This is a genomic window from Pseudomonas sp. Y39-6 (assembly GCF_023651955.1).
GTDB classification, from domain to species: domain Bacteria; phylum Pseudomonadota; class Gammaproteobacteria; order Pseudomonadales; family Pseudomonadaceae; genus Aquipseudomonas; species Aquipseudomonas veronii.
In genome coordinates this window covers 554,640-569,768 of record NZ_CP069594.1, presented here as the reverse complement: position 1 = coordinate 569,768, position 15,129 = coordinate 554,640, and the positions used below count along the sequence as shown (strand labels likewise).

Genomic DNA, 15,129 nt, shown 5'->3' with positions numbered 1-15,129 from the left:
GACAAAGCACAAGAGGACTCGCCGGGTGACGAGAAATCTTGTTCCCTACGCAGGCGTTAACCTGATCAGGTTCAACGGGATCCGGTATTTACCGATCTCAGCCTTCCAACAAGGCACCCCGACAAGAACCCGGCCAGTCTAGACAGGGTGAGGGCAAATTGCCAATAACGGAGCATTCAGCGTGATGAATGGCGCAATTGCAGGATTGTTGCGCCGTGTAACCACCACTACACTCGGTGACTGCCCCGACGCTTGACGCCAGGAATGGCCAACCGTAGCCTTGGGCGTTAAATTATCATCGTAATATTAAAACTAGGGATCAATTCATGCTGCGCAAACTCTCACTGGCTCTCGCCGTGTCTTGTGCGACCAACGGAATGGTCTGGGCAGCTGAAGCGCCCTTGTCCGCCCGAACCGACCTGGTCAGCGTCTACCAGGAAGCGGTGGACAACAACGCCGACCTGGCCGCCGCCCGCGCCCAGTACGGTGCGCAGAAAGAAGTGGTGCCCCAGGCCCGCGCCGGTTTGCTGCCCAACCTGTCGGCCGGTGCCGATATCAACAATTCGCGCACCCAGATCGACACCCCGGCCGCCACCGCCAACCGCGACGCGCATTCCTGGCGCGCGACCTTGAGCCAGCCGCTGTTCCGCGCCGACCGCTGGTTCCAGCTGCAAGCCGCCGAAGCCGTCAACGAACAGGCTGCGCTGCAACTTTCAGCCACCGAACAGAACCTGATCCTGCAAAGCGCCGAGAACTACTTCGCCGTGCTGCGCGCCCAGGACAACCTGGCCTCCACCAAGGCCGAAGAAAGCGCCTTCAAGCGCCAACTGGACCAGTCCAACGAGCGCTTCGACGTGGGCCTGTCGGACAAGACCGACGTGCTGCAATCCCAGGCCAGCTACGACACCGCGCGAGCCAACCGGATCGTCGCGCAACGCCAGGTGGACGACGCCTTCGAAGCACTGATCGCGCTGACCAACCGTCAATACAATTCGATCCAGGGCATTGTGCATACACTGCCGGTGCTGCCGCCGCTGCCGAACGACGCCAAGGCCTGGGTCGAAACCGCCGGCCGCCAGAACCTGAACCTGCTCGCCAGCAACTACGCCGTCACCGCCGCCGAGGAAACCCTCAAGCAGCGCAAGGCCGGGCATGCGCCGACCCTGGACGCCGTGGCGCAGTATGAAAAGGGCGATAACGACGCGCTCGGCTTCAGCAACCCGAATGCCTTCGGCACGCCTTATGGCGGCGATGTCTCGCAACGCACCATTGGCCTGCGCCTGAATATCCCGCTGTACAGCGGTGGCCTGACCAGCTCGCAAGTGCGCGAATCGTACTCGCGCCTGGGCCAGACCGAGCAGCAACGCGAAGGCCTGCGCCGCCAGGTGGTGGAAAACACGCGCAACCTGCACCGCGCGGTCAACACCGACGTGGAGCAGGTGCAGGCACGCCGCCAGTCGATCATCTCCAACCAGAGCGCAGTGGAAGCCACGGAAATCGGTTATCAGGTGGGTACGCGCAATATCGTCGACGTGCTCGACGCCCAGCGCCAGCTCTATGCGTCGGTGCGCAACTACAACAACAGCCGCTACGACTACATCCTCGACAACCTGCGCTTGAAGCAGGCAGCCGGCACGTTGAACCCTGGGGACCTGCAAGACCTGACGCGTTATCTCAAGGCCGACTACAACCCGGACCGCGACTTCCTGCCGCCGGACCTGGCCAAGGCCGCCGCCGAGCAGCTCAAGGCCCGCCCTGGCTACTAATGTGAGAGGGGGCTTGCCCCCGATGACGGCGAGTCAGTCAACATGACTTCAACTGGCACACCGCTATCGGGGGCAAGCCCCCTCCCACATTTAGTGCGTTATCAGCCTATCCAGGCCATCCAGTAAACGGGTTAGCGCGCCCTGGTTGGCCTGCATCACCTTAAGCCCCGCCTGCGCCATCCGCTGGGCATCCTGCGGTAGCTCGAACAGCTGCCGCACGGCCTCGGCCAAACCTTCGGCATCATCCACCTCACGCAACGCCCCGGCGTCGCGCAGCATTGCGCTGATTTCGAGGAAGTTGAACCGGTGCGGCCCCATGATCACTGGCTTGCCCAACGCCGCCGGTTCCAGTGGGTTGTGCCCGCCGGTCGCGACCAGGCTGCCACCCACCAACGCGCTGTCGGCCAAGGCATACAAAAACAGCAACTCGCCCATGGTGTCGCCGAGCAACACGGCGGTGTGCGCGGTGACCGGCTCGCCGCTGGAACGACGCACCGTGGCGAACCCTTGTCGCTCGCACAGCTCAAACATCGGGCCGAAGCGTTCCTGATGACGCGGCACCAGAATCAGCAGCGCATTGGGATAGCTGGCGAGCAGTTGGCGATGGGCCGCCAGCACCACCTCATCTTCGCCTTCATGGGTACTGGCGGCGATCCACACCGGGCGCTCGCCGGCGCCCCACTGTTCGCGCAACGCGGCCGCGCGCGCCAGCAGTTGCGGGTCGATGGTCAGGTCGAACTTGATCGAGCCGGTCACTTGCACCGTGTCCGGACGCGCACCCAGGCTGCGGAAACGCTCGGCCTCAGTCTCGGTCTGCACGGCGATCAGACTCATTTCTGCCAGCATCGGCGCCGTCAGTTTGGCAAAACGTGCGTAGCCCTTGGCCGAACGCGCCGACAAGCGTGCATTGGCCAGCGCCACCGGAATCCCGCGCTGGGCGCAGGCGTGGATGTGGTTGGGCCACAGCTCGGTCTCCATGATCACGGCCAGTTTGGGCTGGACACGGTCGAGAAAACGCTTGGCCGCGCAGGGCAAGTCATAGGGCAAGTAGCAATGCTGGACGCGCGGTTCATCGGCGAACAATGCCTGGATACGCTCGGAGCCGGTGGGCGTCATGCAGGTGACCGTCATCGGCAACTGCGGGTAACGCTCCAGCAGGCCACGGATCATCGGCGCGGCGGCGATGCTTTCGCCCACCGACACCGCATGCACCCAGATCCCGCCCGGTTGCATCCGCGGCAAGCCGTAGGAAAAGCGCTCGCCCACGCGCTTGGCGTAGGCCGGCGCCTTGCGCGCGCGCAGCCATAGACGTAAAGCCACCAACGGCAGCGCCAGGTAAAACAGACAGCTGTAGAGAGTTCTATTCATGGCGGCGGAGTTTATCGGCTTTTTCAATCGATCGCCTGCAAGCACTCGGCAAAACGCTCGGCGAGAAAGCGCGCGGCAGGGCCCAGGGGTTCATCGCGGCGCCACACCAGCTCGACCACAAGCGCCGGCGGGGTCCATTCGCTGTCGAGTTCGACCATTTGGTTCTGGTACGCGGGGTATTGCACCACATGCCGGGGCAACCAGGCCCAACCCAGGCCACGGATAAGCCATTCGGCCAGCACGTAGAAGCTGTCGGCGCGCCACACCTGCGGGCTGGCGGCCTCGCTGCCGGGGTAGACGCTGGTCTGGGTCGACATCAGCAACTGGCGATACTGCGCCAACCCCTGGCAGTCCACGGTTTGCTGCGCCGCCAGCGGATGGCGACGCCCGCACACCGTGACCATTTCCACACTGCCGACGACCCGCCGCTCCAACGCTTCGGGGATTTGATCGTGATAGAACAACATGCCCAGGTCGGCCCTGCGCTCCACCAGTTTGCGTGCGACATCGCCCTGGGCAGCGCTGGAAAGCTGCACCTCGAGGTTGGGAAACTGGCCGGCCAAGGCGTCGAGACTGTCGAGGACCGGCTGGTACAGCATCGCTTCATCCTGGGCCAGGCGCAGGCAGGCTTCTTCGCCGCGCACCAACGACAGTGCGCGGCCATTGAGGCGTTCGCACTGGCGCAGCACTTCCCGAGCCTCTTCGAGCAGCACCGTGCCGGCTTCGGTCAAGCGCGGCTGGCGGCCGCTGCTTCGTTCGAACAGGCTGACGCCCAGGTCCGCTTCCAGCAAGGCGATCCCGTTGCTGACCGCCGACTGAGCCTTGCGCTGCTGACGCGCCACCGCCGAAAAAGAACGCTGCTCGGCGACGCTGACGAACAGGCGCATCTGTTCCAGGTTCCACTGCACATTCATGGCACAACCCATCTTTAATTCGGATAGGTAATGACTTTACCCCATCTGACGAGCCTCTAGAATGCCGACCTTATCCAGCGCGCTACACACCGAGGACCGCACCATGACCCCTGCCTACTACTACCTGGCCATCGCCATCTGCTCGGAAGTCATCGCCACCGTTTCCATGAAAGCCATCAAGGGCTGGAGCACACCGATCCCACTGCTGCTGGTGATCGTCGGCTACGGCGTGGCGTTCTGGATGCTGACCCTGGTGGTGCGTACAGTGCCGGTCGGCGTGGCGTATGCCGTGTGGGCTGGGATGGGCATCGTGATGGTCAGCGTCGCGGCGCTGTTCATCTATGGGCAGAAGCTCGATCTGCCGGCAATGCTGGGGATGGGCTTGATTGTGTTGGGCGTGGTGGTGATTCAACTGTTCTCGAAAACGGCGGGGCACTGACCTCACGCGTCAATATTGATCCCGCGCAAAGATCCATTCGTTGAGTCTGTATACTTGGCACCTTGATTTGAACACTGAGGTTGCCCATGCCATCCGTTATTTCCACCGACGTTCTGATTGTCGGCGCCGGAGTTGCCGGCCTCTGGCTGAATGCGCGCCTGCGCCGCCAGGGGTTTTCCACGGTGGTGGTGGAAAACGCCACCCTGGGAGGCGGGCAAAGCGTGAAGTCCCAAGGCATCATTCATGGCGGTGCGAAATACGCGCTGCACGGTGCACTCACCGGCGCCTCCGAAGCGATTGCCGATATGCCGCGGCGCTGGCGTGAGGCCCTGGCCGGTCACGGCGAACTGGACCTGACCGGCGTGCGCCTGCTATCCGAAGCCCATTACCTGTGGTCCCCTGGCACGCTCGCCGGCAACCTCACCAGCTTCTTCGCCAGCAAGGCCGTGCGCGGCCGCGTCGATCAGGTCAAGGGCGACGCCCTGCCGCCAGCCCTGCAAGACCGCCGCTTCAAGGGCAAGGTCTATCGCCTGTCGGAATTGGTGGTCGACGTGCCGAGCCTGATCGGACGCCTGGCGCAGTTGGCCGGCGATGGTTTGCTCGCCGGACAACACATCGAACCGCTGCGGGAAAACGACGCATTGGTCGGTCTGAAAGTCGACGGCCGCGAGATCCGCGCCCAGCGCATCGTCTTGAGCGCCGGCGGCGGCACTGCCGATCTGCTCGCCGCTCTGGGCCTGAGCGAGCCGGCCATGCAAAAGCGTGCGCTGCACATGATCATCGCCAAAGGCCCAGGCCTGAAACCGCTGTACGCCCACTGCCTGGGCGGCGGCACCAAACCGCGCCTCACCGTGACCACGCACCCGGCCGCCGATGGCAACTGGGTGTGGTACATCGGCGGCGACATCGCCGAGGCCGACGGCGTAGCACGCACGCCACAGGAACAGATCGCCACCGCGCAGCACGAGTTGGCGCTTCTGCTGCCGTGGATCGACATGAGCCACACCGAATGGGCCACCCTTCGCGTCGAACGTGCCGAGCCGCTGCAATCGGGCCTGACTCGCCCCGACAACGCCTTCCTCGCCGAACAGGGCCGCCTGCTCGTGGGCTGGCCGACCAAGCTGGCCCTGGCACCGGACTTCGCCGACCGGGTGCTCCACGCCCTCGAACGCGATGGCATCCAACCCGGCCCCGCCACCCCGCTGCCCGAGCTGCCCAAACCCGCCATCGGCCAACCGGCCTGGGAGCAACTGTTGCCATGAGCCTGCCCACCCTGCACGACCTGCACCGCTCGCTGGGCAGTACCGGCCTGCTGGTGTCGCCGCTGGGCCTGGGCACCGTCAAGCTCGGTCGCGACCAAGGGGTGAAATACCCCAGCGGCTTCCAGATTCCCGATGACGACGAAGCGCGCCTGCTGCTGCGCCAGGCCCGTCAGTTGGGCATCAACCTGATCGATACCGCGCCGGCCTATGGCCGCAGCGAAGAACGCCTGGGGCCGCTGTTGCGGGGCCAGCGCAACGAGTGGGTGATTGTCAGCAAGGTCGGCGAAGAATTCGACAACGGCGTGTCCCGTCACGACTTCAGCGCGGCCCATACCCGGATGTCGATCGAACGCAGCCTGAAACGACTGGAAACCGACTTTATCGACCTGGTGCTGGTGCATTCCGACGGCAACGACCTGCACATTCTCAACGACTGCGAGGTGTACCAGACCCTCGCGGACTTGAAACGAGAGGGCAAAATCCGCGGTTTCGGCTTCTCCGGCAAAACCGTCGAAGGCGGCGTGAAGGCTCTGGAACAGGGCGATTGCGCAATGGTCACCTACAATCTGAACGAACAGGCCGAGAAAGCCGTCATTGATTATGCGGCCGCCCATGGCAAAGGCATCCTGGTGAAAAAAGCCCTCGCCAGCGGCCACGTCTGCCTGGAACCGGGAATGGACCCCATACGTGCCAGTTTCATGTTGTTGTTTGCGCAAACGGGTGTCGCCAGTGCTATTGTCGGGACCATTAATCCGCTGCACCTGGCTCACAACGTGGCGACCGCTGCCCAGGTCATTCGTCAACTCTGATGCCGCCGACGCGGCCGCCCCGACGTAAGAAGGAGCCGACATGTCGCGAACGCTCATAAGAAAAAACCCCAGCAACTTCAAGACTCTGCCACTGCATGTCGAAGCCACCCCCGAAGGCCTGAGCTACCAGAGCGTCGGCATGCCGCTCAACTTTGCCCAGACCCTGCAACGGCGCAAGCCGGTAGAAGTGACAGACCCGGAGCGTTTCGCCCTCGAGCTGGCCAACCTCGGCGTGTCGGTGCGTTTGACCCTGCATTGGCAAAACAAGGATTACTGGGTGCTGGTGCGCCAACGCCGCCAGGACCGTGGCGACGTGGTGCTCAAGCTGATTTCCGGCTACGTCCCCGCCCATGAGCTGAACCTGCCGCTGCACACCGCCATCCAGGAAATCGCCGAAGAGTGCCTGCTGGAGACGCCCGAAGGCTGGCTCAGCGGGCGCTTCAACGACACCTGGCTGCCGGCGCCCTACTCCGCCGCGCTGCACTACCGCGAAGCCTTGCCGTTTCGCTTGAGCCCCTTGTCCGGCGCGGCCCGCCCGGTGCGATGCGCGACCACGCAACTGATCGAGCGCCCACGGGCCTACGTCCACTTGCCTACGGCCTCGCTGCAATTGATTTATGACTTGCGCCTGGAGGTGCCCAAGGAAGCCAAATCCTTGAGCCTGTTCCATGTGGATGAGCGACTCGAAGGCGATCAACTGGTCGCGCGCCTGGACCGCCAGCGCCCGGACCTGTACCTGATGCCCTTGAAGGACGGGCAGCCGCTCGCCGAACTGTATACGGTCAAGAAAGATCAGCTGTACCCGGCGAGCACGCGGGGTTTGTACCTGGCGGAGAGCTTCGCCCAGCAGGACGGCTGGGTGGTGCGCGACGAGCGGATTCGTTGGAAGGATTGGCTCAGGCAGCAAGGCCTGGCCGTCCCGGAGAAAGAGTCGAAGCTCAAGCGCCTGACCGGCAAGGCCCGGCAGATGTTGCGCAAGATCGTGCCAAAGAAGGCCAGACCGTAGGAGCGAGCAGGCCCGCTCCTACGGCCGCAAGCCTTATTCGTGATTGCGGATTTTTTCCACGATCGCGGTCGTCGAGCTGTTCTCAACCAACCCCAGCACTTTGACCTTGCCGCCGTAGGCGCTGACGATGTCGGCGCCGACCACCTGGTCGACGGAATAGTCGCCGCCCTTGACCAGCACATCGGGCTTGACCTGGGCCAGCAGGTTTTCCGGGGTGGCTTCGGGGAAGCTGATCACCCAGTCCACCGCACCCAAGCCGGCCAGGACCGCCATGCGTCGGTCGACACTGTTGATCGGGCGGCCCGGACCTTTCAGGCGGCTGACCGACGCATCGTCATTGACCGCGACGATCAGGCGATCGCCTTGGGCGCGCGCCTGTTCCAGGTACGTCACATGACCGGCATGCAGGATGTCGAAACAGCCATTGGTGAACACAATGCTTTCGTTGTGGGCGCGCGCGTCGTCAATCGCCAGCAGCAATTGCTCGAGACTCAACACCCCACGCTCCGAGCCTTCGGAACGCTGGATCGCACGGCGCAGTTCGGGCGCGCTGATCGCGGCGGTGCCGAGCTTGCCGACCACGATGCCCGCTGCCAGGTTGGCCAGGGCCACGGCGTGGGGCAATTCCTCGCCGGCCGCGATGGAGGCGGCCAGGGTGGAAATCACGGTGTCGCCGGCGCCGGTGACGTCGAACACTTCACGCGCACGCGCTGGCAGGTGCATCGCCGCATAGCCCGGGCGCAGCAAGGTCATGCCGTGCTCGCCACGGGTCACCAGCAAGGCGCCCAGGTCCAGTTCGGCCATCAGCGTCGCGCCCTTGCTCACCAGTTCGTGCTCATCGGCGCAACCGCCGACGATGGCTTCGAACTCGCTGAGGTTCGGCGTGATCAGGCTGGCGCCGCGATAAATCGAGAAGTCCTTGCCCTTGGGATCGGCCAGCACCGGAATATTGCGGGCCTTGGCGGCCTGGATCAGCATCTGGTGGTTCTTCAGTGCGCCTTTGCCGTAGTCGGACAACACCAGCACCTTGATGCCTTCGAGCAACTCATCGACCTGCGCGCTGAGGGCCAGGGCGTCGGTGGCGAAGGGTTCTTCGAAATCGATGCGCAGCAATTGCTGGTGACGGCTCATGACCCGCAGCTTGACGATGGTCGGCTGATGGGCGATGCGCTGGAACAGCGCGCGCACGCCGGCACCGCGCAGGCTGTTGGCCAGGCTGTCGGCGGCTTCGTCGTCGCCGGTCACGCCCACCAGGGAGGCAGGGGCGCCGAGGGCGGCAATATTGAGGGCAACGTTGGCAGCGCCGCCTGGACGGTCTTCGATTTGCTCGACCTTGACTACCGGTACCGGCGCCTCAGGGGAAATCCGTGAGGTTCCGCCATGCCAGTAACGGTCGAGCATGACATCGCCGACCACCAAGACAGGGGCTTGATCGAATCGCGGCATGGACAACTTCATGGAGCAACCCACATACAAAATGAACAGGGGCGCGATATTAGCACAGGGTTACAGAAGGCTTGTGGGGGTGTGACAGAAGATGTTGCAGGAACGTTGGTGAGGCGGATTGCCCGCCCCACCAAGGGTATCAGGTGATATCCGCCGACACCGGGGCATCCAGGCCCATGGCATGCAGGCGGGCGTAGTAGCCGTTCTGTGCAAGCAATTGACCGTGGGTGCCGCGCTCGACAATACGCCCGTCGTCCATCACCAGGATCAGGTCGGCCTTCTCGATGGTGGACAGGCGGTGCGCGATCACCAGGGTCGTGCGGCCTTGCATGACCTTGTCCAGCGCCGCCTGAATGTGGCGCTCGGACTCGGTGTCGAGGGCCGAGGTGGCCTCGTCGAGAATCAGCAGCGGCGCATTCTTGAGCAGGGCGCGGGCAATTGCCAGGCGCTGGCGTTGACCGCCGGACAGCAGCACGCCGTTTTCGCCGACCTGGGTGTCGAAGCCTTTAGGCAACTGGTCGATGAAGTCCTTGGCGTTGGCATCCATCGCGGCGGCTTCGACGTCGGCCCGTGGTGCGCCGGCCAGGTCGCCGTAGGCGATGTTGTTGGTCACCGTGTCGCTGAACAGGGTCACGTGCTGGGTCACCTGGGCGATGTGCTTGCGCAGGTTGAGCAGTTTGTAGTCTTCGATCTCGACGCCATCGAGCAGGATTTCACCGCTTGCATGGTGGTAGAAACGCGGGATCAGGCTGGCCAGGGTCGACTTGCCGCTGCCCGAGCGCCCCACCAGGGCGATCATCTGCCCAGGCTCGGCGGTAAAGCTGATGTCCTTGAGTACAGGACGTTCGGTGCCGGGATAGGTGAAGTTGAGGTGACGCACTTCCAGATGGCCGCTGACCTTGTCGCGCTCGATCGTGCCGTTGTCGACTTCAGCCTCTTCGTCCAGCTGTTCGAAAATACTCTCGGCGCCCGCCACACCCTTCTGGATGGTCGAACTGACTTCCGACAACTGGCGGATCGGCTTAGGCAGCAGACCGGCCAAAGTGATGTAGGCCACCATGTCGCCCGCCGATGCGTCGCCGCGCAGGTAAAGCACCAGGAACATCAGCACGGCCATGGCGGTGTAGATCACCAGTTGCAGCGCCGGGGTGTAGATCGCCCCGGTGCGGGTCATGCGCAGTTGCTTGTTGGTGTTGCTCTGGCTGGCCTTGAGGAAGCGTTTTTCCTCGTAGATCTCGCCGCCGAAGCTGCGCACGACGCGGTAACCCTGGATGGTCTCAGACGCCACGTGGGTCACGTCGCCCATGGCCACCTGGATCTTCTTGCTCTGTTTGCGGAATTTCTTGCTGGCCGTGCTGACCATCACCGCAATCAACGGCAGGATGGCGATCATCACCAGCGTCAGACGCCAGTTCATGAACAGCAGCGAAGCGAACAGGAAGATCACGGTCATGCCTTCGCGAATCACCACCTTGATCGCATCGGTCGCCGCCCCCGTGACCATGGTCACGTTGAAGGTGATGCGGGAAATCAGGTGCCCGGAGTTGTGATTGTCGAAGTAGCGGTTGGGCAGTGTCAGCAGGTTGTTGAACAGTTGCACCCGCAGGTCGTGGACCAGGCCCAGGGAAACCTTGGCCAGCAGGTAGTTACCGAGGAACGAACCCAGGCCCTGCCAGGCGGCGATCAGGATGATCAGCAGCGGCACGGCCTGCAGCAATTGCAGGTCGCGCAGGAACGGCACGCTGGGGAACAACACGGCTTGCGGGTTCGAAAGGCCGTCGACAAAGTACTTGAGGATGTACCCCAGCATCGGCTGGGTCGACGCGAAAATCAGAAATCCGACAATACTCAGCGCGAACAAACCCGCATAGGGCCTGACGTAACTGAGCAGGCGGAAGTATATTTTCAAGCTCGAAGGGCTTGCGCTCGGACTGGAGTCGGTCATATCACGCGGCGTTTTAAAAAAGGAGGCTGACTTTAGCACAGCTTCTCTGTTGTACTTGCACCCCACATGACCCGCGGGCCGGCGAAATCCAACCGGCGACATTATATAGCCACTACTTTAAGATGGTCGGCTTTCTATTTCTGAAATGGCTTTTACCGTATGCAGTGCAAGCGTCTTACTTATGGCTCAAATCGCGTCTTCGACTTCCTGGTCCTATGGATTTTGCCCATTGGCTTGTTGCTTCTGCTGAGTTCGCTGTTCTTCGTCACCAATCGCAACGTGCTGCACAGGTTCTACTACGTCCTGTTCAGCGCGCCGACCTTGTTGCTGTTGTGCCTGCGCCCCAGGGAATTCATGGAATTGCTGCGTGAGCCGCTGGCCATCGCATTCCTGGTCTTCTCCGCCTGGGCCCTGACCAGCCTGTTCTGGAGCCCGGAGTTTCATCCCGACACCGACCTGTTCAAGCGACCGCTGCACACGTTCATGTTGTTTGCCGGCTGCGGGCTGTTGCTGCATTACCGCAACGACCTGTTCAAGCCCGTGTTCTTCAGTGCGGCAGTGATCGCACTGGTGGCGACCCTGTGTGACCTGGTGGCCTTCGCCAAGGGGTTTGAGCCGGGCCTTGAAATACGCATGATCGGCGGCCGCGGCGCCCTCGACAACCCGCTGCTCAGCTCCCACGTGTTCGGTTTTTTCAGCGTCTACTGGTTGTATGTCTGCATGACCAGCCAGCGCTTACCGGTGTTGTGGTTCAGCATACCGGCCCTGGCCATCATGACCGCCGCGGTCCTGGCCACCGGTTCCCGCACACCGTTGGTGGCCCTGACCCTGGCCCTCCTGTGGATGAGTTTTGTCAGCCGCAACCGCCGCTCGGCCATGATGATCGCGGGCCTGGTCCTGGGCGCGGCGGCGCTCTTGCTGTTCTACCCTGAACTGATCACCAACCGTGGCAGTTCGTTCCGCTTCGAACTGTGGAGCATGACGCTGCAGCGCATCGCCGAACACCCGTGGATCGGCCACAGCTACGACTCCGAGCTGTACCTGACCCTGGCCAACGGCTACCAACTGCGCGAACCCCATAGCTTTGCCCTGGGCGTGCTGTATTACGTCGGCATCATCGGCTTTATCCCGTGGATCTTCATGCTCGGCTGGGGCCTGTACAAAAGCCTCAAAGAGCGGGCGCAACCGCTGTTCATCCTTGCGTCCTCCCTGCTGGCCTACGGCATCGGCGCCGGCCTGACCGAGGGCGGCGGCATCCTGTCGCGGCCCAAGGAACACTGGTTCCTGCTGTGGATTCCTTTGGCGATCATCGCCGGCCTGAGCATCGCCCAGCGCCGTCACAGCCTGCTGCGCATGCCGGTGCAAACCCTCAAGGCCGAGGCCTTCGATCAACTGTGCCACAACGCCCATGTGATTGAAGCCGACGGCCTGGGCCCGAAAGTCCTGCGCCTGGAAGACGGCAGTTTCCTCAAGGTTTTCCGCGCACGCCGCTGGTACACCTCGGGCAGCTTCAACCCTTACTCAGAACGGTTTGCCAGCAACGCCGAACAATTACGCAGCCTGGGCATTCCCACCCCGCAGATCCTCGGCGTGTACGGTCTGCGCGACGCCAGCAGCGCCGTCACCTACTCGCCACTGCCCGGCCTGACCCTGCGCCAGGCCCTGCAAAGCCTGGACAGCAGCCTGCGCGAATCGCTGATCGAGCGCTTCGGTCGATTCATGGCCCAATTGCATGAGCGTGGTGTGTACTTCCGCTCGCTGCACCTGGGCAACGTGCTGCTGATGGATGACGGCGAGTTCGCGCTGATCGATATCGCCGACCTGCGCATCTTCCCGTCGGCCCTGCGCAATGCCTTGCGCCAACGCAACCTGCGCCATATGCAACGTTACCCGCAGGACCGTAACTGGCTGTTCGAAACGCACTTCGAGCAACTGGCCAAGGGTTACGCCAGCATCGCCAGCCCAAAAGCCACGGCAAAAATCCGCGAGCAGGTCCAGGGCCTGGCTAGCCCGGCTGCCTGATAAAAAAGGCGACTATCACTGCTGATAGTCGCCTTTTTCACTGCCACCGCCGCCTCAGCTTCTGAGGGGCGCCAGGTACAACCGCACCAGCCCGCGCAGGGTCTTGCGCCCCCAGAACTTCAACGGGATCTGCTTGAGGATCTCCCGCGCCAGCGGCCGGTCACGGTCGGCGGTCTTGAGGAACATCGAGTTGAGGAAGTTGTAGCGCACCGCGTCATACGACGGGTGTTCGCTGAACAATCCATAAGTCTTGAGGATGTTCTGAATCATGTAGCGATGGTTCTTGTACGTGTTGGTGGCGTGCTGGCGATAGCGCGCCATGACCATGTTCAACACGTCGATGGTGTAGCCGGCGTGGGTGATCTTCAATTCGATCAGCAAGTCTTCCAGCGGAATCAGCGGATCGAAGCCCCCCACCTGCTCCAGCGCTTCGCGGCGGATCAACAGGGTCGGTGCTGGTGGGAACGGCTTGCGGTCCAGGAACAGGTCATCGAAGTCCAGGCTGCGAAACGGCAGGTCCCGGTGCTGCTTCCTGTCGGGATAGGGCTGGCCATCGCCATCGATCAACTCGATGTTGCCCGCGCAGATGCCGACCTTGGGCTTGCCTTCCATATAGGCGACCTGGGCCGCAATGCGCTCGGGCAACATGATGTCGTCGGAACCGAACGGCGCGATCAGCGTGCCTTTGGCCCGGGCGATCGCGCCGTTGAGCGTATTGGTCAGCCCCTGGTTCTGCTGGACCTGGAAATCAAAGCCGTGCTCGGCCTGCAAGCGCCGGATGCGCTCGACGCTGTCGTCCTTGGAGCCATCGTCGACCACCAACAGTTCGATGTTCGCGTAGGTCTGCCCCAGCACGCTGAGGATGCTCTGCTCGATGTACGGGCCATGGTTGTAGGACGCGATGATCACCGAGACCAGGGGTTGTGGCTGATTCATGCTCTACCTACTTCACGCAAACCGGTTTCAATCAGGGTCAGGTACTTGTGCTTGAACTCGTCCAGAGTGTGGTTGGCTACCAGGTAACGGAACACCTCCTCGCCCTTGGCACGCAATTGCTCATCGCTCAGTGCCAGGTAAGTATCCAGCGCCGCAGCCAGTTGCTCGACGTTGCCCGGATCGTGAGACAGCCCGCCCGCGCCCTGCACCAGCGGCAGCATCGCCGGGCCGTTGGAGGCGATCACCGGCAAATGCCCGCTCATGCCTTCCAGCAGCGCCAGGCCCAGGCCTTCGAACAGCGACGGCATGGTCCAGATATCGAAACCGCGCACGTACTTCATGCCGTCTTCACGGAACCCCAACAGGTGCGCGCGACCGGTCAGGCCGAGGCGCTCGATGTCGGCACGCAGGTCGGCTTCGGCGCGGCCGGAACCGATGATCCCCACCTGTGCCTGCGGGTATTTGTCCTTGAGCGTGGCAAACGCCTGCAGCAGATGCGTGTGGCCCTTGATCGGCACCAGGCGGCCCAGGGCGCCGATCATCCGCGCGTCCAGCGGCAGGCCCAGGGCCTTGCGTGCTTCATCGCGCGGCAACTGCAAGGCTTCTGCCTGCGGGATGTCGATGGCGTTGGTGACATAGGTGGTGTTTTCACGGGTGAACCCGCAATTGAGCGCCACCAGGTACTCCTGCACCGCCTCCGACACGCCGACGAAGCGCCACGCCGGGCTCACCCAGCGCTGGGTCTGACGCCGGCGGTAGCCACGGGCGTACTCGCCGAAACCATGGGAGATGCCGATGCACAGCGGGATCTTCAACCAGCGGTTGAGGGACAGCATCATGTTCACCGACTTGAAGCGGTTGCAGATGACCACATCGAACTTCTGCTCGCGGCAATACTTGTAGATCTGCCACATGGCGCCAAAGCGGATGCCCTTGAGGGACTTCTCCGGCAGTTCGAAATAGTGGGAGTGCTCGGCCACGCTCAGCGGCTGGCCCGGTAACGGGCGGCCACTGAGATACCCCGATGTCACCTCGAAGCGTTCAACCGGCAACGATTTGACGATCTGCTCACCCAGGTCGGCGAAGTCATTGGTCTTGACGTTGTAGTCCGGCTGTAACTGCAAAACCTTGAAACGAGGCTTCATAACTCTCCATGCAGCGATCTGGCTGCGGGCGCGCAGCCCGGCAAAAAATGGTGCGGCAAACGGATGCGGTC

The 15,129-nt window shown here is 62.8% G+C and carries 12 protein-coding genes and 1 riboswitch; of the genes, 6 read left to right on the top strand and 6 right to left on the bottom strand.

From position 1 onward, the window contains the following. Positions 1–25 precede the first annotated feature (25 nt). Positions 26–131: riboswitch (TPP riboswitch) on the bottom strand. A 195-nt stretch (positions 132–326) separates the two neighbouring features. Beyond that, positions 327–1,766: a TolC family outer membrane protein gene (locus JN756_RS02430; RefSeq protein ID WP_046384920.1), complete on the top strand. Its 1,440-nt coding sequence runs from the start codon at positions 327–329 to the stop codon at positions 1,764–1,766. A 90-nt stretch (positions 1,767–1,856) separates the two neighbouring features. Here JN756_RS02430 and waaA read toward each other — a convergent pair whose 3' ends face one another. Both waaA and JN756_RS02420 read right to left on the bottom strand, forming a co-directional pair. Further along, positions 1,857–3,134: a lipid IV(A) 3-deoxy-D-manno-octulosonic acid transferase gene (waaA, locus tag JN756_RS02425; RefSeq protein WP_201021754.1), complete on the bottom strand. Its 1,278-nt coding sequence runs from the start codon at positions 3,132–3,134 to the stop codon at positions 1,857–1,859. 23 nt (positions 3,135–3,157) lie between these two features. Further along, a complete protein-coding gene (locus JN756_RS02420) occupies positions 3,158–4,048 on the bottom strand; it encodes a LysR family transcriptional regulator (RefSeq protein ID WP_017849785.1) in 891 nt (296 codons plus the stop codon). A 103-nt stretch (positions 4,049–4,151) separates the two neighbouring features. Here JN756_RS02420 and JN756_RS02415 point away from each other — a divergent pair, with 103 nt between their 5' ends. From JN756_RS02415 to JN756_RS02400, 4 genes are all read left to right on the top strand, one after another. Then, the gene (locus JN756_RS02415) at positions 4,152–4,487 is read left to right on the top strand and encodes a DMT family transporter (RefSeq protein ID WP_026140385.1); all 336 of its coding nucleotides are present in this window, start codon (positions 4,152–4,154) and stop codon (positions 4,485–4,487) included. Positions 4,488–4,573: 86 nt separating this feature from the next. Then, positions 4,574–5,749, top strand: coding sequence for an NAD(P)/FAD-dependent oxidoreductase (locus JN756_RS02410; RefSeq protein ID WP_177029545.1), 1,176 nt, complete (start codon positions 4,574–4,576; stop codon positions 5,747–5,749). Further along, positions 5,746–6,558, top strand: a complete 813-nt coding sequence (locus JN756_RS02405) for an aldo/keto reductase (RefSeq protein ID WP_201021753.1) — start codon at positions 5,746–5,748, stop codon at positions 6,556–6,558. Before JN756_RS02410 ends, JN756_RS02405 begins: the two co-directional genes overlap by 4 nt. 40 nt (positions 6,559–6,598) lie before the next feature. After that, positions 6,599–7,564 (top strand): hypothetical protein, encoded by a 966-nt coding sequence (locus JN756_RS02400; RefSeq protein WP_017849789.1) that lies wholly within the window; start codon positions 6,599–6,601, stop codon positions 7,562–7,564. 33 nt (positions 7,565–7,597) lie between these two features. Here JN756_RS02400 and hldE read toward each other — a convergent pair whose 3' ends face one another. After that, positions 7,598–9,022 carry a bifunctional D-glycero-beta-D-manno-heptose-7-phosphate kinase/D-glycero-beta-D-manno-heptose 1-phosphate adenylyltransferase HldE gene (gene hldE / locus JN756_RS02395; protein ID WP_026140386.1) on the bottom strand — a complete coding sequence of 475 codons (1,425 nt, stop codon included), beginning with the start codon at positions 9,020–9,022 and terminating at the stop codon, positions 7,598–7,600. Between the two features lie 127 nt (positions 9,023–9,149). After that, positions 9,150–10,955 carry a lipid A export permease/ATP-binding protein MsbA gene (gene msbA, locus JN756_RS02390; protein ID WP_046384924.1) on the bottom strand — a complete coding sequence of 602 codons (1,806 nt, stop codon included), beginning with the start codon at positions 10,953–10,955 and terminating at the stop codon, positions 9,150–9,152. A gap of 159 nt (positions 10,956–11,114) precedes the next feature. On the opposite strand from msbA, the gene JN756_RS02385 reads away from it, so the two are divergent. Further along, on the top strand, positions 11,115–12,977 hold the full coding sequence (locus JN756_RS02385; protein WP_201021752.1) for a bifunctional O-antigen ligase/aminoglycoside phosphotransferase family protein: 1,863 nt from the start codon (positions 11,115–11,117) through the stop codon (positions 12,975–12,977). Positions 12,978–13,031: 54 nt separating this feature from the next. Here the strand turns inward: JN756_RS02385 and JN756_RS02380 are convergent, their stop codons facing one another. Together JN756_RS02380 and JN756_RS02375 are read right to left on the bottom strand one after the other, a co-directional pair. Further along, complete coding sequence (locus JN756_RS02380) at positions 13,032–13,913, bottom strand: glycosyltransferase (RefSeq protein WP_169864673.1); 882 nt, start codon at positions 13,911–13,913, stop codon at positions 13,032–13,034. Next, positions 13,910–15,058, bottom strand: a complete 1,149-nt coding sequence (locus tag JN756_RS02375; RefSeq protein ID WP_017849794.1) for a glycosyltransferase family 4 protein — start codon at positions 15,056–15,058, stop codon at positions 13,910–13,912. Before JN756_RS02375 ends, JN756_RS02380 begins: the two co-directional genes overlap by 4 nt. Positions 15,059–15,129: the final 71 nt, after the last annotated feature.

Bases quoted from the DNA above. Each gene is read 5' to 3' on its own strand.
- JN756_RS02420 (WP_017849785.1), bottom strand. From the start codon at position 4,048: ATGAATGTGCAGTGGAACCTGGAACAGATGCGCCTGTTCGTCAGCGTC.
- hldE (WP_026140386.1), bottom strand. From the start codon at position 9,022: ATGAAGTTGTCCATGCCGCGATTCGATCAAGCCCCTGTCTTGGTGGTC.
- JN756_RS02405 (WP_201021753.1), top strand. From the start codon at position 5,746: ATGAGCCTGCCCACCCTGCACGACCTGCACCGCTCGCTGGGCAGTACC.
- JN756_RS02375 (WP_017849794.1), bottom strand. From the start codon at position 15,058: ATGAAGCCTCGTTTCAAGGTTTTGCAGTTACAGCCGGACTACAACGTC.
- JN756_RS02430 (WP_046384920.1), top strand. From the start codon at position 327: ATGCTGCGCAAACTCTCACTGGCTCTCGCCGTGTCTTGTGCGACCAAC.
- waaA (WP_201021754.1), bottom strand. From the start codon at position 3,134: ATGAATAGAACTCTCTACAGCTGTCTGTTTTACCTGGCGCTGCCGTTG.
- JN756_RS02410 (WP_177029545.1), top strand. From the start codon at position 4,574: ATGCCATCCGTTATTTCCACCGACGTTCTGATTGTCGGCGCCGGAGTT.
- JN756_RS02415 (WP_026140385.1), top strand. From the start codon at position 4,152: ATGACCCCTGCCTACTACTACCTGGCCATCGCCATCTGCTCGGAAGTC.
- JN756_RS02380 (WP_169864673.1), bottom strand. From the start codon at position 13,913: ATGAATCAGCCACAACCCCTGGTCTCGGTGATCATCGCGTCCTACAAC.
- JN756_RS02400 (WP_017849789.1), top strand. From the start codon at position 6,599: ATGTCGCGAACGCTCATAAGAAAAAACCCCAGCAACTTCAAGACTCTG.
- JN756_RS02385 (WP_201021752.1), top strand. From the start codon at position 11,115: ATGCAGTGCAAGCGTCTTACTTATGGCTCAAATCGCGTCTTCGACTTC.
- msbA (WP_046384924.1), bottom strand. From the start codon at position 10,955: ATGACCGACTCCAGTCCGAGCGCAAGCCCTTCGAGCTTGAAAATATAC.